Source organism: Mesorhizobium sp. (assembly GCF_965229135.1).
GTDB lineage: Bacteria > Pseudomonadota > Alphaproteobacteria > Rhizobiales > Rhizobiaceae > Mesorhizobium.
This window is the reverse complement of sequence record NZ_OZ245860.1, coordinates 4,312,561-4,338,369: the sequence shown is the minus strand read 5'-3', so window position 1 is coordinate 4,338,369 and position 25,809 is coordinate 4,312,561. Positions and strand designations below refer to the sequence as shown.

Annotated in this window: 21 protein-coding genes and 1 pseudogene; 12 read left to right on the top strand and 10 right to left on the bottom strand. The window is 62.4% G+C overall.

Going from position 1 to position 25,809, the window contains the following annotated elements; all coding sequences use genetic code 11:
- Positions 1-8 precede the first annotated feature (8 nt).
- Positions 9-548: a TetR family transcriptional regulator gene (locus ACO07C_RS20705; RefSeq protein WP_421916013.1), complete on the bottom strand. Its 540-nt coding sequence runs from the start codon at positions 546-548 to the stop codon at positions 9-11.
- A 144-nt stretch (positions 549-692) separates the two neighbouring features.
- Here ACO07C_RS20705 and ACO07C_RS20700 point away from each other — a divergent pair, with 144 nt between their 5' ends.
- The gene (locus tag ACO07C_RS20700; RefSeq protein ID WP_421916012.1) at positions 693-2,000 is read left to right on the top strand and encodes an efflux RND transporter periplasmic adaptor subunit; all 1,308 of its coding nucleotides are present in this window, start codon (positions 693-695) and stop codon (positions 1,998-2,000) included.
- Complete coding sequence (locus tag ACO07C_RS20695; RefSeq protein ID WP_421916011.1) at positions 1,997-5,080, top strand: efflux RND transporter permease subunit; 3,084 nt, start codon at positions 1,997-1,999, stop codon at positions 5,078-5,080. Before ACO07C_RS20700 ends, ACO07C_RS20695 begins: the two co-directional genes overlap by 4 nt.
- A 78-nt stretch (positions 5,081-5,158) precedes the next feature.
- On the opposite strand, the pseudogene ACO07C_RS20690 reads toward ACO07C_RS20695, so the two are convergent.
- A pseudogene (locus ACO07C_RS20690) lies at positions 5,159-5,566 on the bottom strand (L,D-transpeptidase); the annotation flags it as partial.
- Positions 5,567-5,973: 407 nt separating this feature from the next.
- Between ACO07C_RS20690 and ACO07C_RS20685 the strand changes: the two are divergent.
- Positions 5,974-6,333, top strand: a complete 360-nt coding sequence (locus ACO07C_RS20685; RefSeq protein WP_421916010.1) for a hypothetical protein — start codon at positions 5,974-5,976, stop codon at positions 6,331-6,333.
- Positions 6,334-6,415: 82 nt separating this feature from the next.
- Positions 6,416-6,583: a hypothetical protein gene (locus ACO07C_RS20680; RefSeq protein ID WP_421916009.1), complete on the top strand. Its 168-nt coding sequence runs from the start codon at positions 6,416-6,418 to the stop codon at positions 6,581-6,583.
- A 24-nt stretch (positions 6,584-6,607) separates the two neighbouring features.
- Here ACO07C_RS20680 and ACO07C_RS20675 read toward each other — a convergent pair whose 3' ends face one another.
- Positions 6,608-7,294 (bottom strand): winged helix-turn-helix domain-containing protein, encoded by a 687-nt coding sequence (locus ACO07C_RS20675; RefSeq protein ID WP_421916008.1) that lies wholly within the window; start codon positions 7,292-7,294, stop codon positions 6,608-6,610.
- 45 nt (positions 7,295-7,339) lie between these two features.
- On the opposite strand from ACO07C_RS20675, the gene ACO07C_RS20670 reads away from it, so the two are divergent.
- Both ACO07C_RS20670 and ACO07C_RS20665 read left to right on the top strand, forming a co-directional pair.
- Positions 7,340-8,119, top strand: coding sequence for a response regulator (locus ACO07C_RS20670; protein ID WP_421916007.1), 780 nt, complete (start codon positions 7,340-7,342; stop codon positions 8,117-8,119).
- 94 nt (positions 8,120-8,213) lie between these two features.
- A complete protein-coding gene (locus ACO07C_RS20665) occupies positions 8,214-10,298 on the top strand; it encodes a PAS domain S-box protein (RefSeq protein ID WP_421916005.1) in 2,085 nt (694 codons plus the stop codon).
- Positions 10,299-10,422: 124 nt separating this feature from the next.
- On the opposite strand, the gene ACO07C_RS20660 is transcribed toward ACO07C_RS20665, so the two are convergent.
- Entirely contained in the window at positions 10,423-10,836 is a 414-nt protein-coding gene (locus ACO07C_RS20660) for a hypothetical protein (protein ID WP_421916004.1), read from the bottom strand.
- A 511-nt stretch (positions 10,837-11,347) separates the two neighbouring features.
- On the opposite strand from ACO07C_RS20660, the gene ACO07C_RS20655 reads away from it, so the two are divergent.
- Entirely contained in the window at positions 11,348-12,550 is a 1,203-nt protein-coding gene (locus tag ACO07C_RS20655; RefSeq protein WP_421916003.1) for an aromatic ring-hydroxylating oxygenase subunit alpha, read from the top strand.
- 264 nt (positions 12,551-12,814) lie between these two features.
- Here ACO07C_RS20655 and ACO07C_RS20650 read toward each other — a convergent pair whose 3' ends face one another.
- Positions 12,815-14,233, bottom strand: coding sequence for an aminotransferase (locus tag ACO07C_RS20650; protein WP_421916002.1), 1,419 nt, complete (start codon positions 14,231-14,233; stop codon positions 12,815-12,817).
- 258 nt (positions 14,234-14,491) lie between these two features.
- On the opposite strand from ACO07C_RS20650, the gene ACO07C_RS20645 reads away from it, so the two are divergent.
- The 3 genes from ACO07C_RS20645 to ACO07C_RS20635 are packed head-to-tail and all read left to right on the top strand — an operon-like array spanning position 14,492 to position 17,347.
- Positions 14,492-15,409 (top strand): ABC transporter permease, encoded by a 918-nt coding sequence (locus ACO07C_RS20645; protein WP_421916001.1) that lies wholly within the window; start codon positions 14,492-14,494, stop codon positions 15,407-15,409.
- Positions 15,406-16,233 carry an ABC transporter permease gene (locus ACO07C_RS20640; RefSeq protein ID WP_421916000.1) on the top strand — a complete coding sequence of 276 codons (828 nt, stop codon included), beginning with the start codon at positions 15,406-15,408 and terminating at the stop codon, positions 16,231-16,233. The genes ACO07C_RS20645 and ACO07C_RS20640 overlap by 4 nt, the downstream gene beginning before the upstream one ends.
- A gap of 40 nt (positions 16,234-16,273) precedes the next feature.
- A complete protein-coding gene (locus ACO07C_RS20635; protein WP_421917577.1) occupies positions 16,274-17,347 on the top strand; it encodes an ABC transporter ATP-binding protein in 1,074 nt (357 codons plus the stop codon).
- Here the strand turns inward: ACO07C_RS20635 and ACO07C_RS20630 are convergent.
- The 5 genes from ACO07C_RS20630 to ACO07C_RS20610 all read right to left on the bottom strand — a co-directional run bounded on the left by ACO07C_RS20630 (position 17,311) and on the right by ACO07C_RS20610 (position 22,436).
- Positions 17,311-18,615 (bottom strand): flavin monoamine oxidase family protein, encoded by a 1,305-nt coding sequence (locus ACO07C_RS20630; protein WP_421915999.1) that lies wholly within the window; start codon positions 18,613-18,615, stop codon positions 17,311-17,313. The genes ACO07C_RS20635 and ACO07C_RS20630 overlap by 37 nt on opposite strands.
- Positions 18,612-19,688, bottom strand: coding sequence for an extracellular solute-binding protein (locus tag ACO07C_RS20625; RefSeq protein WP_421915998.1), 1,077 nt, complete (start codon positions 19,686-19,688; stop codon positions 18,612-18,614). The genes ACO07C_RS20630 and ACO07C_RS20625 overlap by 4 nt, the downstream gene beginning before the upstream one ends.
- A gap of 113 nt (positions 19,689-19,801) precedes the next feature.
- Entirely contained in the window at positions 19,802-20,884 is a 1,083-nt protein-coding gene (locus ACO07C_RS20620) for an ABC transporter substrate-binding protein (protein WP_421915997.1), read from the bottom strand.
- A gap of 34 nt (positions 20,885-20,918) precedes the next feature.
- A complete protein-coding gene (gene betI, locus ACO07C_RS20615) occupies positions 20,919-21,614 on the bottom strand; it encodes a transcriptional regulator BetI (RefSeq protein ID WP_421915995.1) in 696 nt (231 codons plus the stop codon).
- 27 nt (positions 21,615-21,641) lie between these two features.
- On the bottom strand, positions 21,642-22,436 hold the full coding sequence (locus tag ACO07C_RS20610; protein ID WP_421915994.1) for a methyltransferase domain-containing protein: 795 nt from the start codon (positions 22,434-22,436) through the stop codon (positions 21,642-21,644).
- A 198-nt stretch (positions 22,437-22,634) separates the two neighbouring features.
- Between ACO07C_RS20610 and ACO07C_RS20605 the strand changes: the two genes are divergently transcribed.
- Positions 22,635-24,254 (top strand): phytoene desaturase family protein, encoded by a 1,620-nt coding sequence (locus ACO07C_RS20605; RefSeq protein WP_421915993.1) that lies wholly within the window; start codon positions 22,635-22,637, stop codon positions 24,252-24,254.
- A complete protein-coding gene (locus ACO07C_RS20600; protein ID WP_421915992.1) occupies positions 24,241-25,806 on the top strand; it encodes a phytoene desaturase family protein in 1,566 nt (521 codons plus the stop codon). Before ACO07C_RS20605 ends, ACO07C_RS20600 begins: the two co-directional genes overlap by 14 nt.
- Positions 25,807-25,809: the final 3 nt, after the last annotated feature.

Genomic DNA, 25,809 nt, shown 5'->3' with positions numbered 1-25,809 from the left:
AACGACGTCTATTTGGCAATCTCCAGCAGCGACGAAACGAGCAACTCGCGTTCGTTCTGCGACAGGATATCTGAATCGAAGAGGTTCATGCTGCGCAACCCCTCGATGGCGAGAAAGCAGATCAGCAACGCCTTGAGGCTCGGCGTCTCGCCCTTCAGCCTTTGGAAAAGCTGCTGCTTGAACGATTTTATCGGCGCCAGGAAGTCGGGATCCTCGGCGATCGCGGAAAATATCCAGGATGCCGAGGGCTGCGTATCCTCGCAATCATTGGCCGAGAGACGGATATACGCGGCAAGCGGGCTCTCGCCGCTGACGTCGCTTGTCCGGGCGGCGGATTCCAGTGCCTGTTCGAACTCGTGCAGATAGTCCTCGACGAGACCTTGCATCAATTTCGCCTTGGTGGGGAAATTATACAACAGTCCGCCCTTCGACACTCCTGCGCGGCTGGCGACCGCGTCCAGCGACAGGCTTCCGGGCCCGGTTTCCCGCGCGACATCGGCTGCCGCCGCGAGAATTTTTTCGCGCGAATTCGGTCTCTGAGCTTTCATGGCGCCTCTCATCGCAAGCTTAGGCCCAATTGACAAGACCGTCCAGACGGTACAGTAAGGCCGCCACCATTTGAAATCGGGACCATTCACGAATATGTGTCCCGCCACCCGTGCTTTTTGCCGGGATCGACTGAGGGGTCTTTCTTGTTCAAATATGTAATCCGCACACTCGTCATCGGCTTGGTTTTGCTCGTGCTCGTTGTGGTGGTCGGCGGCATCGTCGGCTTTAACTTCTTCCGCGACGGAGCCATCAAGCAGTACTTCGCGACGATGAAGCCGCCGGCGGCGACCGTGTCGACCACCATCGTCAAGCCATCGACCTGGACGCCAGGCGTTGAGGCGATCGGCACGGCCAATGCCGTGCGCGGCGTCGAGCTCACCGTCGAGACCACCGGCATCGTCAAGGAAATCCTTTTCCACGCCAACCAGAAAGTTGCCGCGGACGCCGTGCTGCTCCAGCTCGATGACGCCGTCGAGCGCGCCGATCTCAACGCCACGAAGGCGCAGGCCGCTCTCGACCAGACCTCCCTTGCCCGCGCCTTCGAATTGCAGAAGCGCGGTGTGGGCTCTGATGTGACGCTCGACACGGCGCGGGCGACGGCCTCGGCTTCCGCCTCGCAGGTAAACAAGCTGCAGGCAGTGCTCGATCAGAAGCAGCTGACAGCGCCTTTCGCGGGCACGGTCGGTATTCCGAAGATCGATCTCGGCCAGTATCTCGCGCCCGGCACCTCGGTCGTGACGCTGCAGGATCTCGACACGATGCGGGTCGATTTCTCCGTTCCCGAACAGGACCTTCCGCTGCTCAAGATCGGGCAGACGGTCAAACTGGGCATCGGTGGCTCCGACATGCCCTATGCCGGCACCATCCGCGGCATCAACCCGAAGATCGATCCGTCAAGCCGCCTGGTGACGGTCAGGGCGGAAGTGGCCAACACCGAAGGCAAGCTGACGCCCGGCCAGTTCGTGCAGGTGCGCGTGATACTGCCGGAGGAAAACAACGTGCTGGCACTGCCGCAGACGGCGCTGACGTCAAGCCTCTATGGCGACTACATATTCGTGGTGCATCCGGCCAAGGCGGCGGAAGCCGCGCCCGCGGCCAAGCCTGACGAAAAGGCTGCGGCCTCGTCGACGGACAAGCCTGCCGATACCGCCAAGCCGGCGGACACAGCGTCTGCCGACCCGGCCAAGCCCGCCGATGCCACCAAGCCGTCAGGCGACGCATCAGCGGCCAAGCCGGCCGCCGATGCCGCGAAGCCCGCGCTGGTTCTGTCACAGGTGTTCGTGAAGCCCGGCCGTCGCAACGAGGGCATGGTGGAAATCCTGCAAGGTCTTTCGGCCGGCGACGAAGTCGTCACCGCCGGTCAGAACCGCCTCTTCAACGGCATGTCCGTTGCCGTCGACAACACGATCGATCCGACCAAGTCGGCGAATAAGCAGGCTACCGACCAATGAGTTTTTCCGACATCTTCATCCGCCGCCCGGTCTTGTCGACCGTGCTTGCCTGCATGATTCTGCTGCTCGGTTTCCAGGGCATCTTCAACCTGTCGATCCGGCAGTATCCCAAGGTCGACGAAACCGCGATCACCATCACCACGGCCTATCCCGGCGCCAGCGCCGACCTGATCCAGGGCTTCATCTCCGCCCCGATCGCGCGCGCCGTCGCCTCGACCGAGAACATCGACTACGTCACATCGTCCAGCCGTCCGTCCTCCAGCACCGTGACGGTGCAGATGAAGCTCGGCTCCAATCCGGACGTCGCGTTGACCGAAGTGCTGTCCAAGGTCCAGGGCGTGCGCGGCACCTTGCCGGATGCGGCCAAGGACCCGGTCATCGTCAAGGGCACCGGTCAGCAGTTCGCGATGATGTACATCTCGATGCAGAATCCGAACATGACGAAGGAGCAGCTGACCGAATATATCGAGCGCGTCATCCGGCCACGCATGTCGACCGTCGAAGGTGTCGCCGACGTGCAGATCTTCGGCGCCCAGGAATATTCGATGCGGGTCTGGATCGATCCGATCAAGCTTGCCGCGCGCGGCGTAACGGCGTCGGAAGTGCTGGTCGCGATCAACAACTCGAACTTCCTCTCGGCGCCCGGCAACACCCAGAACGAGTATGTCGTGTCGTCGATCACGGTGCGCTCGACGCTGCAGACGCCGGAAGCCTTCGCGGCACTTCCGCTGCGTTCGGCGGACGGCAATGTGGTGCGCCTGCGCGATGTGGCGCGGGTGGAGCTTGCCGCCGCGAACACCGACACAAGGGTGAGCTTCAACGGCAAGCCCGGCACCTTCCTCGCTATCTTCCCGACACCGGCCGCCAACCCGCTGACGACGGCGGCGGCGCTCACCAAGCTCGTGCCGCAGATTCAGGAGACGCTGCCCAAGGGCATGACGATCGAGGTCGTCTACGACGCGACCGGCCAGATCAGCGCCTCGATCGACGAGGTGTTCAAGACCATCGCCGAGGCCGTTGCCATCGTCGTCGTCGTCATCCTTCTCTTCCTCGGCTCTTTCCGTTCGGTGATGATGCCGATCGTGACCATCCCATTGTCGCTGATCGGCGTCTGTTTCCTTTTGTTCGCGGTGGGCTATTCGATCAACCTGTTGTCATTGCTGGCCATGGTGCTGGCGATCGGCCTGGTTGTCGACGACGCCATCGTGGTGGTGGAGAACATCCACCGCCACATGGAGGAAGACCACATGTCGCCGATGCAGGCGGCCTTCAGCGGCATGCGTGAGATCGCCTCGGCCATCGTCGCAATGACCATGACGCTGGCCGCCGTGTTCGCGCCGCTCGCCTTTACCGGCGGCCTGACCGGCGCACTGTTCCGTGAATTCGCGGTCACGCTCGCCGGTTCGGTGGTGCTGTCGGGCATCATCGCCATCACCATCACCCCGATGATGGCGGCCCGCCTGCTCAAGGCAGGGCAACCCGGCAGGTTCCAGCGCATCGTCGACGGCGTGTTCTCGCGGGTCGAACATGTCTATGAGAGGGCGGTCACCGGCTCCCTGAACTATCGCCCGGTGACGCTGATCATCGTACTGGCGCTTGTCGGCGTGACCGGCTTCATGTTCACCAAGACATCGAGCGAACTGGCGCCGGAAGAGGATCAGGGCTTCCTGCTCTCGCTGGTGACGGCACCGACCTACGCAACGTCCGACTATACGGAAACCTATGTGAACCAGATGCTCGGCCTGGTGAAGGATATTCCAGAAACGCGGGCGCAATTCTCGGCGGTCGCCTTCGGCGGCACCACCAACAGTGCCTTCGTCGGCTTTGCCTTCAAGGACTGGGCGGAACGCAAGCGCAGTTCGAAGGAGTTGCAGGCCGACATCAGCGCTCGTATCGCCAAGGTGGCCGGTGTCCAGGCTTTCGTCTTCGCACCGCCGACGCTGCCGGGCTCCGGGGGCGGACTGCCAATCGCCATGGTTGTGCGCTCGACCGGCGATTCCGCCGAAGTCTACGAAGCTGCCGAGCGGATCAAGAACAAGGCACAGGCTTCCGGCCGCTTCATCGTCGTGCAGAACTCGATGTCGTATGACTCACCGCAAGTGACAGTGACCATCGACCGAGACCGCGCCGCGGCCCTCAACCTCCCGATCGCCGATATCGGCCGCACGCTGACGCTCCTGGTCGGCGGCGCGGAAGTGGCGCAATTCGATCGCGACTCCAACAGCTACGACATCATCCCACAGGTGCCGCAGGAGTTCCGCGACAATCCAGAGAAGCTCGGCCAATACTTCGTGCGCAGCGTGACCGGCGAAATGGTGCCGCTGTCGGCGGTGGTCAAGATCTCGAACAATGCGTCGCCAGCCGCCATCGAACAGTTCAACCAGCTGAACTCGTCGACAATATCGGCGCTGCCGCTGCCCGGTGTCACCACCGGCGACGGATTGAAAGTCCTCGAGGACATCGCCAGGGAAAGCCTGCCCGACACGTTCTTCATCGACTATTCCGGCCAGTCTCGCCAGGAGAAGGAACAGGGCAACACGATCCTGATCGCCTTCGCCGCGGCCGTCGTCGTCATCTACCTTGTTCTGGCGGCGCAGTTCGAAAGCTTCCGCGACCCGTTGATCATCATGATGTCGGTGCCGCTGTCGATCTTCGGCGCGATCGTGCCGCTGAACCTGGGCCTGGGGACGCTCAACATTTACACGCAGGTCGGACTGATCACGCTGATAGGCCTGATCACCAAGCACGGCATCCTGCTGGTGGAGTTCGCCAACCAGCAGCGTGAGGCGCACGGCATGCGCAGGCGCGACGCCATTATCGCATCGGCCAAGGTCCGCCTGCGGCCGATCCTGATGACGACGGCGGCCATGGCACTGGGCGTTGTACCGCTGATCGTCTCCAGTGGTGCGGGTGCCGCGGCGCGCTATTCGATGGGCCTGGTCATCTTCACCGGCATTCTGGTGGGAACCATGTTCACCCTGTTCGTGGTGCCGATGTTCTACACCTTCATCGCCAGCAAGGACCTGCCGCACCATGCGGAGAAGCCGGACCCGAAGCTCATGCCGGTGGCGGCAGACTGATAGTGACAACAAAAAGGCCGGAAATTCCGGTCTTTTTCTTGTCTGGAACCTGTTTGCCCCGGCGCGCTGGTGCCTGCACTTGACGATCAGGATACGCGTGTTGGCCGGTCCGAGCGTCTGGACGAGTTCGTGAAATCAGCGGCATTGTCCGGATGCAGCCGGACGCAACCATGCGAAGCCGGCCGGCCAAGATGCATGACCGCATAGGTCGCGTGCACCGCGTAGCCACCGTTGAAGAAGACGGAATGCGGCATGGGCGCATTGTCGTACTTCTTCGAGTACCACATTTCGTGCATGCTGGTTTGCTTGAACGAACCGGTCGGCGTGGCTTGCGCCCTGTCGCCCGTCGAGACCTTCCAGGCGAAGGTGGGCGCCCGTCGACCGAAACCTCCATCATCTGCCGTCAAAGCTAGACGACGGCTACAACCCTGTTGGCGGCGCGGGCGGCGCCACACCTGTGCCGATGAGAAGAGCAGCACCCGTCAGGCGGTTGCGATGCCGATCGGTTTGGCGACAAAGGTCTTCTGCAAGATGTCCCCTATCGCCGGAACGACCGGCTTCGTTTACCGCCGGTCTATCATAACCTGACGTTTCAAAATTATTTCGTATGACAAGTTTTTCTGTTTCGAATTTGTTTCATACAACTCAAAAAGAAAACAAGTGAAATAGGCCAAACACTCCAGCCATTGTCCGTCTTCTTTGCCACCGACCACAACCGCAAATATGCTTTTCTCTAAACGAAAGCGCGATTTTGCTTGATATGAAAGAAATTTGCCAACTCACGAAACCGACAGGCAACAAAGCGATGATCCGGCGGCATGATACGGATACACGCGCGCCGCAAATTTGGACCAACGAAACAAATGGCTCCAAACCCAATGAAATCGAACGAGATGTTTTGGCTTGCAGGGACAAGCATCATAGTCGCGGTCGTTGGCTGTGTCGGCATTGTCGGCGGCCACCCGGCGGAGCTGACGCAAAGCGAAGTTTCGACACTCCATGCCATTTTCTACATCGCCACGGTCTGGATCATATCCAGCCTGCGCATAGACCGGCTCAAGGCCCTCTGGCGGGTCGGCCTTGAGCTGACGGGAATGCGCGGCCCCTCCGGCAACTTGCTGCCGAGAGGACCGAAGGCCCGCGCCGCGGCGGGGGGCTCCCTCAGCGGCGCGGGCGCTTCGGGGGTTTGCCTGAAGCAGGCTTCGGCGGCGGCCGGAGGGTCGGAGTCGGTGTTCGACAAGCAGGATGTGTAGTCGCAACGGATGCCCGTGCATCCATGGGCGCCGCTCCTGGAGCATGATCCGTTTCGACATTTGAATTTGAGGAGCGAGCGTCATGAGAAGAAGATTTGCCGCGTCGGTGCTTTCAGCTCTGCTCTACGCACAGGGTCTGCTGGGCTTTGCCGGCCTCGCCACCTTGCTCCTCAGGGATCATGCCCATGCAGGTCAACTCACGATGGACAGCGACCCGCCAGCGGGCCCTTCGCTTCTCGTGGTGCGCTGAGGCACTCGGGTGCGTGCCCTGCCGTCAGTCGGTGAACTGTATCGGCGGATCGAACCGGTAACCGGCGCCGCGTATCGTCGTGATGGTTTCGGTGTCGAGCTTTCGGCGCAGCCTCACAATGCGGGAATCGATCGAGCGGTCGAAGGCGTCGGCATTCTCCGCCGGCGCGGCTGCGATGATGTCGTCGCGTGTCAACACCTTGCGCGGACTGGCGAGGAAGAGCCTGAGCAAGGCCACTTGCCCAGGCGAAAGCTGCTCTTCCGCGCCGGAACGATGCATGACCATGGCCGACCTGAGGTCGACGGTGGCATTCTCAAGCACGATCAGTTCCCCTGCGCCCCTGCCGCGTCGGCTGAGCAGGCCGCCAATGCGAGCGGCCAGTTCCCTGACATTGATCGGGCTCTCGACGACGTCGGCGGCACCGAGTTCGAGCGCCAGCACCTTGTCGACAAGATCGGCCGGACGGCAGATCAGGATGAAATCCGGTCCGCCCTCGCCGCCATGGCGCCTGAGCAGGTCTCGTCCCTCTGCCTGGCTGAGGCTGTCGCCGACAATCGCGATATCGATGGCCTTCCCCGAAAGCAGGGATTCCGCCTCCCAAGGCTGCCGCGCCTCGCGCACATCATGACCGCGCCGTTCAAGATGATCGGCAAGGTCGGCCGCGACCACATCGGCAACGCAGACAAGGGCGATGACGGAACGAGCAGCCATTTTCCTATCGTCTCCTTCGGCAACCGGATATGAGCGCTGGACATAATGTTTATACCCAATCTACTTTCTGCTGACAGCAGGGGCGAGAACATAGTGCGGGCGAGAATTATCATCGTCGAGGACGAGCCCGATCTGCGGGATGCGGTTGCTGAATACCTTGAAGCAAACGGCTACGAGGTTGCCACGGCGGAGAGCGCATCCGCCGCGCGGGCCATGTTTGAGAAGCAATCCTTTCACCTTGCCGTCCTCGACATCGCGATGCCCGGTGAGGACGGCCTGTCGCTCGGCCGCTGGCTGCGCTCGAAACTGCCTATAGGCATCATCTATGCGACTGCCGCTGGCACGGCGCTTGACCGCATTGTCGGGCTGGAACTCGGCGCAGACGACTACATCGTCAAACCCTATGAATTGCGTGAAGTGCTGGCGAGGGTGCGTAGCGTGCTGCGGCGCGTTCCCCAGCCGGCCGCGCCGCGAGCCGACAAGATCGAAGCTGCCGCCAGCCGTCGTTTCGTGACGTTCGGGTCCTTTCAGGCCGATCTCGACGGCAGGCTGGTCACTGGCACCAACGGCGCTGTCGTCGACATGGCCAAGAGCGAGTTCGACGTGTTGGAGGTTTTCCTGACGCGGGCCAACCGGCTGTTGACGCGCGCGGCCATTTCCGAGGCGATCGGCTTCATGGAGGATCCGGAATCCTCCCGCGCCGTGGACATCCGCATCATGCGGCTCAGGAAAAAGATCGAGACTGATCCGGCCAATCCGAAATTCCTGCGTACGGTGCGCGGCGAAGGCTACATCTTCTCCCTGCCGACCGCCGAAGGCAATTAGACGACGATCCCGCTATGGGGCCGCTTCCAAGAGGATTATGTTCGCACAAGGGTAGATCGGCACGAGACAACCAGGGCGGCAATGACGGCAGACCATGACCGCTGAATTTACACGCACGGACACGCACGGCCCACGGCAGGGCGCGGCGATGGCCGCTGTTCGCGTCGTCCGCCGGCTTCGCGAGGCCGGTGATTGGCAGCGCGAGATTGACTCGATACTTGCCACGCTTTGCACCACCCTGGATTGCCAACGCGGCATCCTTTTCCGCCTGCGCGAACTGCCCGGACAGGGATTCGCCCAGTCAGTCGCAGCCTATTGGGTCGATTCCCGCTTTGATGGCGAACTGGCGTCGCCAACAGTGATCATGCAGTCGATCATCAACTCGGACCCTCTGCTCGAACGGTTGGCGGAGGATGAGCGCCAAGGCAAGATCTTCGCCGGCCATACGCGCAATCTCGACGGCTTCCTCCGACGCGACTTCGAGAAGCAGAGCATCAAATCGTTCCTATCGGTATCGGTCTTTTCCCACGGTCATCTGTGGGGCACACTCGCGGTCAACGACTGTGTCAACGAGCGCGAATGGACCGACGAGGAAGAGGCCACGCTGCATATCATCGCGTTGGCCATCGGCGACGCCATCGAACGATCGCCCTCGGATGCCCATGCCAGCGAAGTCATCCGCCGCACCATGCTGCAGGCCTCGCTGGACGCCATCATCGTCATCGACGAGACGGGCTCGATCATCGAATTCAATCCGGCCGCAGAGAAGATGTTCGGCTACCAGCGCAGCGACATACTGGGCAAGGACCTGCTCGACACCGTCGTTCCCGTTTACTATCGCAAGGGTTACGTGTCGGGCGCCGAATACATGTCCGGCCGCGGTGCGCCCATGGTCGGCCAGCGGCTGGAGACCGTCACCCAGAATGCGGCCGGCGAGGTCTTCCCGATCGAGCTGACGGCGACCGAGATGCGTGTCGCCGACCGCCGCCTGATCTTTGGCTCCATCCGCGACCTGCGCGACAAGCTGCGCGCCGAGGAAGAGATCAATCGCCAGCGCGAGAAGCTGCATCAGAACGAAAAGATGGCGGCGATGGGCTCGCTGCTCGCCGGCGTGTCGCACGAACTGAACAACCCGCTGGCGGTCGTGGTCGCCCAATCGACATTGCTGCACGAATTCGCCGCCGATCCGCAGACCAAGGTACGCGCCGAGAAGGTGCGCGCCGCCGCCGAGCGTTGCGGCCGTATCGTCAAGAGCTTCCTGTCGATGGTCCGCCTTCATCCCACCGCGCAAGCCGAGACCGATCTGAACCAGGTGATCCGCGCTGCTCTCGAAGTCACCGCTTATGGCGCGCGATCAACCGGTATCGTCATCGACACCGATTTCGCGCCCGGTCCGCTGCTGGCCATGGCCGATGCCGACCACGTCACCCAGGTGGCCGCGAACTTCCTGATCAACAGCCAGCACGCCCTGGCAGGCATTGCCGGTGACCGGTTGATCAAGGTCCGAACATTCCGCGGCGACAAGGGCGACCCTGGTTTCTCGGTCGAGGACAATGGTCCTGGCGTGCCCGAAGCCATACGCCCCCGTATCTTCGAATCCTATTTCACCACGAAGCCGGTTGGCGTCGGCACCGGCATCGGCCTGTCGATCTCGAAATCCATCATCGAACGCCACAATGGCAATGTCTGGTTCGAGGAGGTGCTGCCGAGAGGCGCGCGTTTCGTCGTGCAGTTGCCGGCGATTTCCGCCGGCACCGTCATTATCGGCGACAGCCCGGCCCGATCCAGCGGATTGCGTCATGCGCTGATCATCGATGACGAACCGGATGTCGCCGGCTCGCTGTCCGACATACTGGAACTGATGGGCATCAAATCGCGGATCGTCCCTCTCTGGGCCTCGATCGCGGCGACCCTGAACGGCAACATGCCGCCGGACATCGTCTTTTCCGACCTGCGCATGCCCGGCACCAGCGGCATCGCCATCTATCGCGAGCTGATGACGGAAAGACCCTTGCTGGCACGCCGTTTCGTCCTGGTCACGGGCGATCTGATCGGTGCCAAGGCGGAGATCGAGGCATTGCCGGCGAGCCAGCGGCCACAGATCCTGGAAAAGCCTTTCAGCACACTGGATGTGCGCAGCGTGCTATCGGCCATTGCCGAGCAGGCGGCCCAAGGCTGACAGCCCTTCAAAAAAAGGGCTCCCAACCGACGATGCGGTGGGAGCCGAATGGAGCGCCGGAGGGTAGCGCTCGGGGGAGTTCAGGGCGCGATCGCTAGCCAGGTTAGCGTATCACGTCGATCAGTCAGAAAATGTTGGGCGTATTGGCAAGCGGCGCGGCGTTGGCGATCATGCGAACGGCGCTTGCCCTATGCTTGCCGGACTGCTCGGCAATGACGCGCAGGCAGTCGGCCGTCTCGGCGCCCCAGGCCTGTCCTCTGCAAGCGAACTCGATTTCCGGCATCGGCAGACGCGCGGTCTTGGTCGTCGTCATCTCGCCCTCGACGACGTTCGCGGGCGGATTCCATGAGGCGAAGGTAGGCCCCACCGTCGGCACGAACACCATGCCGGCGAAGGTGGATCCGGCCAGTACCATGAACATCGCCATCGGATGGTCGCTGGCGCGCTGGCGAAGCGCCAGCTTCGGACGCCGGTCGTTGCGCTCTGGGGCCTGAAAGCGGATATCGCTGCTGCCCGTGGTGTTGATCTTCATCCGCATCGCCGTACCTTCGTATTCTTTCTTATCTTCTACGAAACGAACTTAATCGCACTTGGTAACGGGCAAATGATACGCGATGCTTGCCCGTGTAACAGCACCGAAACAACGAACATAGGCATATTCGGGCAAAACCGGTCAGTACCCGGCACATTGGTTTGTTGGCGAAACTGTTTCATGGGCGCGACCGGCCTATTGCTTGGATACCGATGGCGCACAGCAAAGCCCGAACTCTCGGAGCCGGACTATGAGCAACCTCACATTGCGGACAGGCGAGGCAGTCTTTTCCGCGGGAAAGCCGCGATTTTTTCTGGCGTCGAGCGTCGTGCCTCACGCGAGACGCTCGTCCGGAAGCCATGTTAAGGCTCGGAATTTCCGGGATTTTCTTCGGCCTAGCGGATTGAAAAACGGCTTCCGCGCGGGGCGCGAAAAGTTTGATTTTTCTACAAGCCATTGCATTTCAATGAAAAATATGATTTTATTGAACAAGCATTCAATAAAAGAAGAGCCGCTTATGAACCCGCACCTCCGCGACGTGGCGATCCCCAACGATTGGGACAGGCGGGGCCTGCCAGGTTGGAGCTATCACTCCGACGCCCTTCTCGAACTCGAGAAAGAGCATGTGTTCCGCAATCACTGGCAGATCGTGGGCCACGTCTCCGACCTGCCGAATGCCGGCGACTATCTGACCATGGATGTGGTCGGCGAGCGCGCGCTGATCGTGCGCGGCAAGGATGGCGTCGTGCGCGGTTTCAACAACATGTGCCGCCACCGCGGCAGCCGCGTCGTCGCCGACAGCCAGGGCAATTGCAAGAATGCCCTGGTCTGCCCGTTCCATGGCTGGGTCTACAATCTCGACGGCACGCTGCGAGGCGCGGCGCGCCCGCTCTCATTCCCCGATCTAGACAAGACCGAGTTCGGCCTGATGCAGCTCGATCTCGAAATCTGGATGGGCTTCATCTTCATCCGCTTCCGCAACGGCGGCCCGCAGCCATCGGTTGCCGAACTCCTTAAGCCGATCGAGGCCGAGCTTGCGCATTACAAGGTCGCCGACATGGTGCCATCCTGGGGCATCTGGACCCAGAAGACCCCGGTCAATTGGAAGTCGGTGCGCGACGTCGACAATGAGGGCTACCATGTCGCCATGGCACATCCCGCTTTGCAGGATCTCTACGGCGCCACCTATTTCGATGAACCCTTCATCAATGGCGTCTCGCGCTCCTTTGCCACCTACAACCCGCATGCCGGCCGCCGCTGGAGCGTCAGGAACTACGTCAAGATCGCGCCCGAACCGACCCATCTGCCCGATCATCTGAAAAAGGCTTGGGTCTACTACGGTATCTTTCCCAATGCGGTCATTTCGGTGATGCCGGAATCGGTGCAGTTCTATCAGGAGTTCCCGCTGTCGACCGGCGAGACGCTGCTGCGCGGCGCCATCTACCGTTACCGCGACGAGAGCCGCGAGCAGGCGGCCGCCCGCTATCTGTCGTTCCGCATCGACCGGGACACCATGTCGGAAGACGTGCAGCTTTCGGTATGGTCGAACGAATCCATGCTGTCCGAAGCCTTCGAGGGCTTCTACCTGTCCGACCTCGAATACGGCGTCCGCACCCACCACGATCACCTGCGCAAGATGCTGCCGGTGCTTGGCCTGGAAACGGCGCCCGAGGAAAAGGACATGGGGAACCTCAACGACGCGCTCAAGTCGCGATCGTAAAGACCCTTCCTTCTCCCCGTTTCACGGGGAGAAGGTGCCCGAAGAGCGGATGATGGGCGACGCCAACGCCTCGCGATGGGCTCGCCCGCAAACCGCGGAAGATGACCGCCCGACTTAATCTTGTGAGCCGGCGCCGCGCCTGCCGTTGAGATTATCGCCTCAGACGGATGATGTTCTCATACGCGGCCCATGGCCAACGTCGGGGCAGCCCCTCATCCGCCTGCCGGCACCTTCTCCCCGTAGGACGGGGAGAAGGAAGCTAAATTATCCCCGCCAAACACCTTCCTTGCGCAGATCATCCATCGTGCGTGAAATGCCTTCGCGCAGGATGCCGACCATGTCGTCGATCTGCTCGCGGGTGATGATCAGCGGCGGCGACATCACGCACATGTTGATCAGCGGCCGCACCAGCAGGCCGAGCTCATGGCAGTGCGCGTCGATGCGTTTTCCCACATCCTTGTCAAGCTGCAGCGGATCCTTGCTCTCGCGATCGGCGACGCATTCCACGCAGCCCATCAATCCCACCCCGCGCACCTCGCCGACCAGCGGCAGTTCTTCCAGTGTCTTCAGCCGCGCCTGGAAATAGGGCGCGACCTCCCGCGTATGCGCAAGCACGCTCTCTTCCAGGATGTCGAGGTTCCTGAGCGCCACCGCGCAGCCCACCGGATGGCTGGTATAGGTAAGGCCGTGACCGAACATCGCGTCCGGATGGTTCGACCGGCGCAATTCCTCCAGCAGCCTCTCGGAGATGATGACGCCGCCCAGCGGAAAGTAGCCTGACGTCACGCCCTTGGCGAAGGTGATCATGTCGGGATCGATGCCGAACACGTCACCCGACGCGAAGACATGGCCGAGCCGGCCGAAAGCGGTGACCACCTCGTCGGAGACGTAGAGGATGTCGTTCTCGCGGCAGATCTCGCGGATGCGCTTGAGATAGCCGTCCGGCGGCACGACGACACCGCCCGAGGCCTGCACCGGCTCGCCGACGAACGCGCCGATCTTGTCGGCGCCGACGCGCTCGACCATGTCGCGGAACTGGTCGACGAGGAAATCGGTGAAGGCGGAAAGGCTCATTCCCGCCAGGCGGCGGAACGGATCGGGCGAGGACAGCTTGACGACCAGATCGTCGGCGCCGTCCATCCAGTCGCGGTCGCGCGGCCTGCCGTTGAGCGAGGCCGACAGATAGGTCGAGCCGTGATAGGCGCCGCCCCGGCTCAGGATCAGCTTCTTCTCCGGCCGTCCCCGCACATTGTTGTAGAACTGCATGAAGCGCAGCGCGGTCTCGACGGCCGAGGAGCCGCCCGTGGTGTAGAAGACGTGGCTGAGGTCGCCAGGCGCATGGCCGGCGATGCGCATGGCCAGTTCCGCCGACGGCGCGTTCATCGTGTACCACGGCGTGTTGTAGGACAGCGTCATCGCCTGGTCGTACATCACCTTGGCGAGTTCCTCGCGGCGGTGGCCGATATTGACGCACCACATGCCGGCCGGCCCGTCGATGAGCCGCTTGCCCGTGTTGTCGGTGATGTAGATGCCGTCGCCTTCGCCAATCAGCGCCCGCGCCTCGGCGCCGACCGAGCCGGCGTAAGGCCAGGGCTGGATAAGATGTCGCTTGGCCAGTTCGATCGCATCGTCACCGCCATCGCCAGCCATCTCGGTCGCTCTCAGGTCTCTTGCAGCCGCCATCATCGCCTCACATGCGTTTGACAAATTCCCATCCATAAGAAGCTCAGTGCCAAGCTTGGAAATGTCGGCTTCATTCACTTCATTTTGAATGGTCGTTCAATCAATATCGCAGAATTAGCGCTTGATTTCAATCGGCGGATGCGCGCATGATGAAAGAAAGCCGGCAAGCAAGGGGAACAAGCTGCCGGCGCAGCCAATGGGATGCCGCATGGCGGGACAGACCGAGCCAGCAACCGAGATCACACCCGGAGCCCTGCAATGACGGTGGCCGCGGAAGGGTCGCCTGCATTGCTGAGATCGCGGGCCAGACGAAAAGCTCTTCTGCAATCCGAATCCGTCCAGGGCTTTGCCCTGATCAGCCCGACATTCCTCTACGCCCTGATCCTTCTGGTCCTGCCGATCCTGGTGGTCGTCGCCCATTCGTTCTGGACGCAACACTATCTGACGATCGACCGCACCTTCACCCTTGAGAATTACCGCATCGCTCTGACCGAGCCGATCTATCGCGACCTGCTCTGGCGCTCGCTTTACATCTCGCTGACGGTCAGCTTCTTGACCGTGATCCTCGCCTACCCGATCGCCTTCTTCATCTCGTTCCATGGCGGCCGCCACAAGGGCCTGTGGCTCTTCCTGATCACCATTCCGTTCTGGACCAGCTATCTGCTCAGGGTCATGTCGTGGAAGGTCATCCTCGGCTACAATGGCGTCCTGAATTCCGGACTGATGGGCCTTGGCATCATCGGCGAGCCGTCGACGGCCCTGCTCTACAACACCTCGGCCGTCATCATCACGCTGACCCACGCCTGGGCGGCCTTCGCCATCCTGCCGATCTTCGTGTCGCTGGAAAAGGTCGACCGTACCCTCATCGAGGCGGCCAAGGATCTCGGCGACGGGCCGCTGCGCTCCTTCCTGCGCGTCACCCTGCCGCTGTCGGCGCCGGGCGTCATATCGGCGATCCTGATCGTCATGATCCCGACGGTTGGAGACTACGTCACGCCGCGCCTTGTCGGCGGCAAGGACGGCGTCATGATCGCCAACGCCATCCAGGCGCAGTTCGGCAAGGCCGCCAACTGGCCTCTGGGCGCCGCCCTGTCGGTCACCACCATGTTCATCGTCACTTTGATGGCGGGCGCCACCGTCTTCATCATCCGTTCCGCGGCGAGGCTCGCCCGATGAAGGGATTGCGGCGTTTCCTGCCCGGCAACAGCTGGCTGGCGGTCTATGCCTTGCTCTATGTTGCCTTCCTCTACCTGCCGATCGTCTTCCTGCCGATCTTCTCGATCAACACCTCGGCGACGCCCAAATTTCCGCTCTCGGGCTACACGCTGCAATGGTACGAGGACCTGCCCAACACGCCGGCCCTGCTCGACGCCGCCTGGAACAGCCTGGTCGTCGGCATCTCGGCCGCCGTGCTCTCGACGACCCTCGGCATACTCGCCGCGCGCGCCATCACCCGCTACCGCTTCCCCGGCCGGCGCCCGATCAACGCGCTGATCATGGCGCCGCTGGTGCTGCCGGAAGTGATCGTTGCCATTTCCATGCTGCTGGTCATGCTGCAGCTGGGTCTCAGCCTGTCGCTGTTCACCGTCGTGCTCGGCCACATACTGGTCTGCATTCCCTATTCGATGACCGTACTCATCTCCGGCTTCGAGGGGTTCGACCGCAGCCTTGAGGAAGCATCGGCCGATCTCGGCGAAAGCGCCTTCGGCACCTTTCGGCGAGTGACTTTGCCCATGGTGGCGCCAGCGATCATTTCCAGCCTGCTGGTCTCCTTCACCATTTCGCTCGACGAGTTCATCATCGCCTTCTTCCTCACCGGAACCGAGGCGACGCTGCCCGTCTACATCTGGGGCCAGTTGCGGTTCGCCGCCAAGCTGCCCGGTGTGCTGGCCTTGGGAACGCTGCTGCTGATCGCCTCATTCCTGCTGATGACCATTGCCGAAGTCCTGCGCCGCCGTGCGGCCAGGCGCACCCAGAACGAGGGAGGCCTTTATGTCTGAGCGGTCCCAGGCCGAACGATCCCGGCAGACCGACCGGTCGATGATCGAGATCCGCAACGTCACCCGCAGCTACGGGGCGTTCAAGGCGCTGGATGACGCCTCGCTGACCATCCGGGAGGGCGAGTTCTTCTCGCTGCTCGGTCCGTCGGGCTGCGGCAAGACCACGCTCTTGCGCATGATCGCCGGCTTTGACAATCCCACCAGCGGCTCCATCGCCGTTGACGGACAGCCTATGGAAGGCATCCCGGCCAACCGGCGCCCCTCCAACATGGTGTTCCAGAGCTACGCTATCTTTCCGCATCTCAATGTCGAGCAGAATGTCGCCTATGGGCTGAAGCGGCTGCGCCTGGGCGACACGGAAGAAAAGCGGCGTGTCGCGGAAGCGCTCGCGCAGGTCTCGCTGGTCGGGCTCGGCAAGCGCCGCGCCACCGAGCTTTCCGGCGGCCAGCGGCAGCGCGTGGCGCTGGCGCGCGCGCTGGTCATGCGGCCGAAAGTGCTGCTGCTCGACGAGCCGCTGTCGGCGCTGGACAAGAAGCTGCGCGAGCAGATGCAGATCGAATTGCGCCGCCTGCAGCAGGCGGTAGGCATAACCTTCATCCTGGTCACCCATGATCAGTATGAGGCACTCGCCATGTCCGACCGCATCGCCGTCATGTTCGGCGGCAAGATCGCCCAGGTCGCCTCGCCCAAGGAGATCTACCAGCGGCCGGTCAACCGCCAGGTGGCTGACTTCCTCGGCGGTATGAATTTCGTCAAGGCCGAGATCGTCGAGGAGAACGGCGCATCGATCGTCGTCGACACGCTTGGCTTCGGCCGCGTGAAGACCGACAAGCCCAAGGCGTTCGTGCGCAACGGCAGCGCTGCCACACTCGGCATACGCCCCGAGCGGCTGCGCGTGCTGTGGGACAATGCGACAGCCAAATTCGAGGTTGCCGGCAAGGTGGTCGAGCGCCACTATTTCGGCGAGATCACCCACCTGATCGTCGAGATTCCCGGCCTGGAAAAGCCGCTGTCGGTGACCGAGACCAATGATTTCGGCGCCGACGACATTCCCGTCGGCACCTCGATCCGGCTTGCTTACGACCCGGAAGCACTGGTGGCGATGGCCGACTGAGGGCCCGGGATGATCTTTCGCGCCGCGATGCGCCCCGCCACGATCGCGCCCTCGATATAGCCGGGATAGGACGGCGACAGTTCGGACGCGGAGAAATAGACCGGCGGCGCGCCGTGCAGAATGTCCCGTTCGGCGTTGGTGGCCGTTACATCGGCGATGAGATCGCCATAGGCGCCGCCGCTCCAGCGATCATCCGTCCAGTCACGCCAGCTGATGTCGAGCACGGCGGCGGCCTCGGCGCCGAGTGCCGCCTCCAGCCTCGCCGTCAACTCGCCACGCAATGCCGCATCGCTAAACTCACGCCAGCGCAGGGCAAGTGGGCCGCCGATGAAAACGACCAGCGCCGCATGATCGTCATCCTTGCTGACGTCGCAGGCAAACAGCCCCGGCAGGTCGCGCCACATCACCATGCCGCTCAAGCCGCGATCGCGCCAGAAAGCCGTGGCGTAGCGCACCAGCACCTTGATCACCGTGCCGCTTTGCCAGGCGCCCAGCGCTCTCGCCAGTCCGACCGGCAGCGGCGGCGAGTGCTCGATCCGCGACGCCATCACCGGCGGCACGGCGACAAGCACCGCGCGCGCCTCGATCGAGCCCGTTGCGGTGACGACCCGTACCCCATCTTGCTGGCGTTCGATGCGCGTGACGGGCATGCCGAGTAGCAACCGGTCGCCGAGATCGTCGGCCAGATCCTGGGCCAGCGCATGCATGGTTTCGCGCACGAAGTACTGAAGCTCAGACACCTCATTGGTGATGCGGCGATCATTGTCGATGAGGTGCCAAAGCGGCATCTTTTCCAGCGCCTGGCACCAGAGGCCCTCGATCATGGACCGGAAGGCCGCCTTGACGTCCAGTGGATCGCTCTGGCGTTGAAGCCAGTCGGCGACTGTCAGGCCGGCGACGGCCGGATCGTCCGGGGAAATCCGGTTCATGCGCTCGCGCACGGCCATCGACGCGGCATAGGTTCGTTCGGCTTCCGCCTCACTCATTGGCGGCTGGGCGAGGAATTCCCCGTTGACATAGGTCTCGACCAGCGTTTTGCCCCGCGCACTCACGAGCGCCATCAATTCGGGCATATCCTGACAAAGAAATTGGCCGCCGCTGTCGACTCGTTCGCCGAGGCCATTGTGCTTGGCTTCGACCCGCCCGCCGACGCGGTCGCGCGCCTCGAGCAGGACAAAATCGATGCCGGCCTTCTTCAGTTCATGTGCGGCCGACAGCCCGGTGAAGCCCGCGCCGACGATGACGACTTCCGTTCGCTTGTTGCTCAATAGCCGGCCTTGATCTTCTCGAACTCGTCGACCATTCGCTTTTTCAGTTCCGGTGCCACCGGCTGCTGGAACAACGTCTTGTCGAGGAACTTGCCAAGGTCGTCATAGCCACGATCGGCCAGCACCTTTTGGTCGATGGCAGCCATGCCGGCGCCGTTGCCATGGCCGTAGCCGAATGTCGTGACCATGTATTTCGACACGTCGGGAGCATTGACGGCATTCAGGAAATCATAGGCCTGATCGAGATTGCCGGGCGCGTCCTTCAACAGAACGTAACCGCATACCCAGGTCGACATTCCCTCCTTGGTGTCGCGATTCATGGCGATGGGAACGCCTTGCTGGGTCATCGCGATCAGCGTTTGACCCCACCCCCAGGCGAGGTCGACCTCATTGCCGGAAAAGGCCTGGTCGATATCGGTCGAGTCGGTCCAGTAGAGGCGGATGTTCTTATGCACCTGGCGCAGGAAATCGGATGCATCCTTGAATTGCTGATCGGTCATTTTGGTCCAGTCCTTGAGACCGATGACCAGGCTTGCCAGCGCATAGGCGTCATCGACATTGTCGCCAATGGTGACGCGGCCCTTGAATTTCGGGTCCGCGAAGATGCGCAGCGACTGTGCTTCCTGCGGCGTCACATTGTCGGTCCTGTAGAGCAGCGCGGTGTTGCCCCAGTCGAAAGGCATGAACCACGCCTTGCCGTCCTGGGTCGTGGCGAGATTCTTCATCGCCATGATACCGGGATTGAGATCTTTCCACCCGGATATCCTCGACGTGTCCAGCGGTTGAAGCATGCCCGCGTCGCGCCACTTGCCCACGCTTTGCGAACAGGGGTGGGCGACATCCGCCTTGAACCCGGCCCGCATCTTCTCGAAGGCTTCGTCCTCGTCACCGAAGAAGGCGAAGGTGGGCTCGGCGCCGTTCTTGGCGGTGTAGGCGGCATGGAGAAGCGGATCCTCGTATCCCGACCAGTCGAAAACGACGAGATCGCCGCCACCTTTGGCGAATGCCAGGACGGCGCCGGCGCCGATCGTGCAGGCGGCGGCAAGGACAAGGCGGCGAAATATGGAATTCATGGCGCGAAACTCCCCCTTCGCGAGAACATCATGGCGAGGTTAGGAGAATTCCGCAACTTTGGCGAGCCTGCCCGCCGGCCGTTTCCGGCTGGCGGGCGAGACTTGCGGGAGGTTCAATAGCCGGCTTTGATCTTTTCGAACTCGGCGATCATCTTGAGCTTCAGGTCGGACGGCAGCGGCTGCTGGAACAGCGTCTTGTCGACGAACTTCTCCACGTCGTCATAGCCCTTGCCCTTCAGCACGGCCGGATCGACGCCAGCCATGCCCTTTGCATTGGCCTGGCCGTAGCCCCAGTCCTTGACCAGCACGTTGGCCACCGCCGGATCGTTGACCGCGTTCAGATAGTCATAGGCCTTGTCGGTGTTGCCCGGCGCGTTCTTGAACAGAACATAGCCGCAAACCCAGGTCGAAATGCCTTCATTGGTGTCGCGCTTGGCCTTGATCGGCGAGCCGGCGAGCGCCGACTGCACGGCGGCATCGTTCCAGGCCCAGGCAAGGTCGACCTCGCCGCCGGTGAAGGCCTGCACGATCTCCGTATTGTCGGTCCAGTAGAGCCGGACGTTCTTGTGCACCTGGCGCAGGAAATCCGACGCCTGCTTGAACTGGTCGTCCGTCATCTTGGTCCAGTCCTTCAGGCCGATGGCAAGGCTGGCCAGCGCATAGGCATCGTCGACATTGTCGCCGATGGACACCCTGCCCTTGAACTTCGGATCGGCAAACGCCTTCAGCGACTGGATGTCCTTTTCATCGACCTTTTCGGAATTGTAGGTGACCAGCGTGTTGCCCCAGTCCCACGGCATGAACCAGGCCTTGCCGTCATCGGTCGTGGCGAGATTCTTCATCGCCATGATGCCGGGATTGAGGTCTTTCCAGCCTGTGATCTTCGACGTGTCGAGCGGCTGCAGCAGGCCGGCTTCGCGCCATTTCACAACGCTTTGCGAGCAGGGATGGCCGAGATCCGCCTTGAAGCCTGAACGCATCTTTTCGAAGGCTTCATCCTCGTCACCGAAGAAAGCGAAGGTGGGCGAGTCGCCGTGCTTCTTGACGTAATCGGGATGGAAACCAGGAGCCTCGTAGCCCGACCAATCGAACACGATCAGATCCTTGTCGGCGGCAATCGCCAGCGCCGCCGCTGAAGCCGCCAGTGTTGCCGCAAGGCCCAGTGTGAGTGCCAGGCGCCGAGTCATTGTCTTCATTGCTGTTCCATCCTCTTGATTTTTTTGGGTTATGTTACGTCGTTCCGCTCCCGGAGACGGTCGTTGGGCCAAAATGCTTTGGAAACGCCGCCGCCAGGAACTCGTTTGCCGCCTGCAGGGCGGTCTCTCGGGTCGTGTCCTCGGTGCCCATCATCAACCGCAGCCACAGCCCCTCGAGCATGGCGCTGAGCGCCAGCGCCATGACCTGCGGCTCGAAGGCGTAGCCGCCGCTCCGTTTCAGCGTCGCGCAAAGGTCGATGTAGATGTTCTGGTAGACGGCATCGCGCGCGCTGCTCAGCGCCTGATAGGTCGGCCGTGATTTCGCTTCGCCCCAGAACGCACACCAGGCGGCCAGCTTGCGCTTGTTGCAGATCGAGCGGTCGAAATCGGCCGCGACCAATGCATGAAGCTGCCGCGCGGGGTCATCACCCGCCTTCTGCAGCGCGTTGCGCCAATGTGCCGAATACTCGTCATACATATGCTGCAAGGTGGCGACGAGCAGCTTCTCCTTGCTCTCGAAGTGGAAATTGACAATGCCGCGCGACAGGCCGGCGCCGTCGGCGACGTCGGCCATCGTCGTTTCGGCATAGCCTCGCTTGGCCAGGGAATCGATGGTCGCCTCGATCAACTGAAGCTGCCTGACTTCCTTCGATGCCTTGCGGCCACGTTTTTCATGTTCGTTATTCCTGGCCGCGTCCAGGGAACGCTCTTCGCGCGTTGCAGCTTTCATTGATGCCGTCATGCTCCACATCGCCGGCTATCCCACCGGCTTCCATGCGCGAAGATGAGTGGGACGGTGCTCACCACTGTCAAGAACCTTCTGCATCGCTTCCCAGGTTCGTATGTTCTTGTCGACGTAAGCGGCGCCGACTGCCGAAGTGACCGTCGCATAAAGCGGCCCCTTGAGACGGTTCAACTCCTCCCGGGCGACCTCGCGGTACCAGGGGTTGCGATCCCGGATGATGACATCCTCGAAGCCTGCCCGGCGCATCGCCTCCGCGTAACGCTGGGGCGACGCCATGGCAAAGGAGAGGCCCTCGGCCGCGACATAGGCCTTCATGTCCGGCGATGGATCGCCGTCATGCGAGATCATCCAGTTCGAGGCCGCGAAGGCACCGCCTGGTCGAAGCACGCGGAATATCTCGGCGAACAGGGCGTCCTTGTCGGATACATGCAGCAACGCATCCTTGGAGAAAACGACATCGAACACACCGTCGGCGAAAGGCAGCGGCCCAGGCGCCGCGTGGACAAACCGCACGCGCCCGCCCAATGCGCGCCCTGCCGCCCGCTGGGTGGCCGCCTCTATCACAGGTCGTTCCACGTCGAAGCCGATGGCATGTGCCGCGCCATGGCGCTCGACCATGTGCAGGACGATGCCGCCCGAGCCGCAGCCTATGTCGAGGATCGTCTTGTCCCGGAGCGAAAGGCCATCGAGCACCCTGTCGACCTCGTCGGGCCCGCCGGGTGACAGATATCCCTCGCCCCACAGCGCCTCCAGGAAGCGGATGGCGGTGTCGTCATACTCAGGCGCGGCTTCGGCCGTTTCGATCATCAGACCTTGGTCCCAAGTGTCGAATGCCTAGTGTCGAGTGCTGGCAAAGCCTAGCGCATGAACGGGAAAACGCAATACCATTTGTTGAACATTCATTCAAAATGGCTAGACAGAATATCCATCGTCGTGCCAGATTTCGCGAATTCGGGGAACGGATCACGCGAGAAAGCGTCGGTCACAAATCAAGACTGGGCCAGCATGAAAGCTTGGGATGCGATCATCATCGGCGGCGGACATAACGGGCTTGTCAACGCCTGCTATCTCCAACGCGCGGGCCTAGACGTGCTGGTCGTCGAGAGGAACGACTGGGTCGGCGGCGCGGCCACCAGCCGCGAACTGACGCCCGGCTTCCTTTATTCCAACTGCTCCTATGTCTGTTCGCTGTTCCGGCCGGAGATCATGCGCGATCTCGAATTGCCGCGCTTCGGCCTGCAGGTAATCTCCTATGAGGGTGGCGCGGTGTTCACGCGCGACGGCGACTATCTCGCCAACTACCGCGACCACGACGCGCACCGGCGCGAATTCGCCCGGTTCTCGAAACGCGACGCCGAAGCCTACGACCGATACGCCCGCGACGTGACGCGGCAGTGCCGCTTCATCCAGCCGCTGCTGATGCGCACTGCCCCGGACCCGACCAGCCTCAAGCCGCGTGACCTTGGCGAGCTTCTCTATCTGGGCAAGAAATTCGCGGGCCTGTCGGCGGAAGAAATGGCGCTGACGCTGCGCTTCTGGACCATGTCGATCTCGGAATTCCTCGACGAATATTTCGAGACGGATGTCATCAAGGCCAACTTCGCCTTGTCAGGCATCATCGGCACCGCGCTCGGGCCGATGTCGCCGGGCACGGCTTACGTGCTGCTGCATCACTATATGGGCGAGGTCGACGGTTCGGTCGGCGCTTGGGGCTATGCACGCGGCGGCATGGGCGCGGTCACCAAGGCATTGGCCTCGTCCTTCAAGGCCTCTGGTGGAACCATCCGTACCGGCGCAGAGGTCGACCATGTGCTGGTGAGCCGAGGCAAGGCCAAGGGCGTGGTGCTGGCGGGCGGCGAGGAAATTTACGGCAAGCTCGTCGTCTCCAATGCCGACGTGAAGCGCACCTTCCTGAAGCTGGTCGAAGAAAAGGAACTGCCCGACATCTTTCTGCGAAGGGTGAAGAACTTCAAGATCCGCGGCTCCTCCGGCAAGGTCAACATAGCGCTCGATTCCCTGCCCGAATTTCCGGCGCTGCCGAACGATTCGCCAGTCTATCGCGGCGACATGCATTTCACCGATTCCATGGAGCGCATGGAGCGCGCCTATGACGACTGGAAGGCCGGTCGCTGGTCGTCCGACCCGTTCCTCGACATGGTCATCCCGACCACGCTCGACCCGACCATGGCGCCGCCAGGCAAGCACTTCATGAGTTGTTTCGTGCAGTACGCGCCGCCAAAGGTGAACGGCCGCGAGTGGACCGATGCCGACCGCGACGGCTTTGCCGAGAGCGTCATTTCTCAGATCGCGGAGTATTCGCCTGGCTTCCGTGATCGCATCGTCCACATGGAGGTGCGCACGCCCCGCGAGATCGAGGCCGAGGTCGGCCTCACCGAAGGCAACATCTTTCAGGGCGAACTGACTTTCGACCAGTTGCTCTTCAACCGCCCGGTGCCGGGCTACGCGCAATACCGCTCGCCGGTTGGCGGGCTCTATATGTGCGGCTCCTCGACACACCCGGGCGGCGGCGTCATGGGGGCGCCCGGCCGCAATGCCGCCGCTGAAATCCTGCGCGACCTCGCCAAGTCCACCTCGCATATGAGCCCGGCCCATGACGTCATTTGATGCCATCATCATTGGCGGCGGCCACAACGGCCTCGTCGCCGCCGCAACACTGGCGAAAGCCGGCCGCAAGGTGCTGGTGCTGGAGGCTGCCGCTGAAGTCGGTGGCGCCGCCCGCACCGAGGAGTTCGCGCCGGGCTTTCGAGTGTCATCCATCGCCCATGTGCTGAACCGGCTGCACCCGGATGTGGTGAAATCGCTTGAACTGGAAAAGCACGGGTTGACCGTCACGCGCGGCGACTTCGTGCCTTCCGTGGCCCTGTCGAAGGACGGCCCGCCGCTGATCCTGCACGGCGCCTACGGAGAAGTGCTGACCGGCGGCAGTGCGTCAGAGCAGACAGCCTGGAAAGAGCTTCGTGCACAGCTGCTGCGGTATGCCGGTATCCTGAAACCATTCCTGGCGCGGCGGCCGCCCGATCTTGGCGGCATGTCGCTGCTTGAAACGGCAGCACTCGGCCAGAACGCGCTGGCGCTGAAGAGGCTCGGCAAGGAGGACATGCGCGATTTCCTGCGCGTGCTGCTGATGAATGTCGCCGACCTGCTCGACGAACAGCTCGAGGATGACCGGCTGAAGGGCCTGCTTGCCTTCGACGCCACGCTCGGCAGCCATCTCGGCCCGAGATCGCCGACCTCGCTGCTCGGCCTCTACTACCGGCTGGCGGGAGAGACGGCAGGTGCTGTCGGCGCACAGATCGTGCCGACAGGCGGCATGGGTGCTGTCGTCGCGGCTATTCGCGCGGCGGCTGGAAAGGCCGGCGTGACGATCCGCACGGCGACGCAGGTGGCCAGGATCATCGTCGAGAACGGCCGCGCCGTGGGCGTCGCGCTCGACAGTGGCGAAGAGCTGCGCGGCAGGACGATCGTTTCCGCCATCAATCCGGCAACCACCTTCCTCGACCTTGTCGGTCCGCGTGAAGTCGACACCGGCTTTGTAAGGAAGGTCAGGAATATCCGCATGAAGGGTGATGCGGCGAAGCTCAATCTGGCGCTCGACCGGCCGCCGCAATTCACCGGGGCCGACGCTGTCAGCCACAACGGCCGTCTGGTCATCGCACCCTCGCCCGACCATGTCGAGCGTGCCTTCAACCCGTCCAAATACGGCGAATTCTCCACCGAGCCGGTGATGGAAATCACGTTGCCCAGTCTGGCAGACCCGTCGCTGGCGCCGAGCGGCGCGTGCGTGCTGTCGGCGGTGGTGCAATATGCCCCCTATGCACTCAAGGAGGGTTGGGATTCCGGCAAGCCGAAATTCCTCGAGGCGATCATGGCGCAGCTCGAGTCTTACGCGCCTGGCATCGGCAAGAGCGTCGTCCATGCCGAACTGCTGACGCCGGCCGATATCGAGACGCGCTATCGCATGCCGGGCGGCCATTGGCACCACGGCGAACTGCAGGCCGACCAGATGCTGATGTCGCGGCCCGTATCCGGCTGGTCGGGTTATGACACGCCGGTCGACGGACTGTTCCTGGCTTGCGCCGGCTCACATCCCGGCGGCGGCGTCTCCGGCGCACCCGGCCTGAACGCAGCGCGGCGCATCATCGCGATGAAGGGCTAAGAA

Excerpts from the sequence above, each read along its gene's own strand:
- ACO07C_RS20695 (WP_421916011.1), top strand. The coding sequence starts at position 1,997 with ATGAGTTTTTCCGACATCTTCATCCGCCGCCCGGTCTTGTCGACCGTG.
- ACO07C_RS20665 (WP_421916005.1), top strand. The coding sequence starts at position 8,214 with ATGACCGCTGAATTTACACGCACGGACACGCACGGCCCACGGCAGGGC.
- ACO07C_RS20620 (WP_421915997.1), bottom strand. The coding sequence starts at position 20,884 with ATGAAGACAATGACTCGGCGCCTGGCACTCACACTGGGCCTTGCGGCA.
- ACO07C_RS20645 (WP_421916001.1), top strand. The coding sequence starts at position 14,492 with ATGACGGTGGCCGCGGAAGGGTCGCCTGCATTGCTGAGATCGCGGGCC.
- ACO07C_RS20610 (WP_421915994.1), bottom strand. The coding sequence starts at position 22,436 with ATGATCGAAACGGCCGAAGCCGCGCCTGAGTATGACGACACCGCCATC.
- ACO07C_RS20640 (WP_421916000.1), top strand. The coding sequence starts at position 15,406 with ATGAAGGGATTGCGGCGTTTCCTGCCCGGCAACAGCTGGCTGGCGGTC.
- ACO07C_RS20605 (WP_421915993.1), top strand. The coding sequence starts at position 22,635 with ATGAAAGCTTGGGATGCGATCATCATCGGCGGCGGACATAACGGGCTT.
- ACO07C_RS20600 (WP_421915992.1), top strand. The coding sequence starts at position 24,241 with ATGACGTCATTTGATGCCATCATCATTGGCGGCGGCCACAACGGCCTC.
- ACO07C_RS20680 (WP_421916009.1), top strand. The coding sequence starts at position 6,416 with ATGAGAAGAAGATTTGCCGCGTCGGTGCTTTCAGCTCTGCTCTACGCA.
- ACO07C_RS20635 (WP_421917577.1), top strand. The coding sequence starts at position 16,274 with ATGATCGAGATCCGCAACGTCACCCGCAGCTACGGGGCGTTCAAGGCG.
- ACO07C_RS20625 (WP_421915998.1), bottom strand. The coding sequence starts at position 19,688 with ATGAATTCCATATTTCGCCGCCTTGTCCTTGCCGCCGCCTGCACGATC.
- ACO07C_RS20650 (WP_421916002.1), bottom strand. The coding sequence starts at position 14,233 with ATGGCGGCTGCAAGAGACCTGAGAGCGACCGAGATGGCTGGCGATGGC.
- ACO07C_RS20655 (WP_421916003.1), top strand. The coding sequence starts at position 11,348 with ATGAACCCGCACCTCCGCGACGTGGCGATCCCCAACGATTGGGACAGG.
- ACO07C_RS20705 (WP_421916013.1), bottom strand. The coding sequence starts at position 548 with ATGAAAGCTCAGAGACCGAATTCGCGCGAAAAAATTCTCGCGGCGGCA.
- ACO07C_RS20675 (WP_421916008.1), bottom strand. The coding sequence starts at position 7,294 with ATGGCTGCTCGTTCCGTCATCGCCCTTGTCTGCGTTGCCGATGTGGTC.
- ACO07C_RS20685 (WP_421916010.1), top strand. The coding sequence starts at position 5,974 with ATGTTTTGGCTTGCAGGGACAAGCATCATAGTCGCGGTCGTTGGCTGT.
- ACO07C_RS20670 (WP_421916007.1), top strand. The coding sequence starts at position 7,340 with ATGTTTATACCCAATCTACTTTCTGCTGACAGCAGGGGCGAGAACATA.
- ACO07C_RS20660 (WP_421916004.1), bottom strand. The coding sequence starts at position 10,836 with ATGCGGATGAAGATCAACACCACGGGCAGCAGCGATATCCGCTTTCAG.
- betI (WP_421915995.1), bottom strand. The coding sequence starts at position 21,614 with ATGAAAGCTGCAACGCGCGAAGAGCGTTCCCTGGACGCGGCCAGGAAT.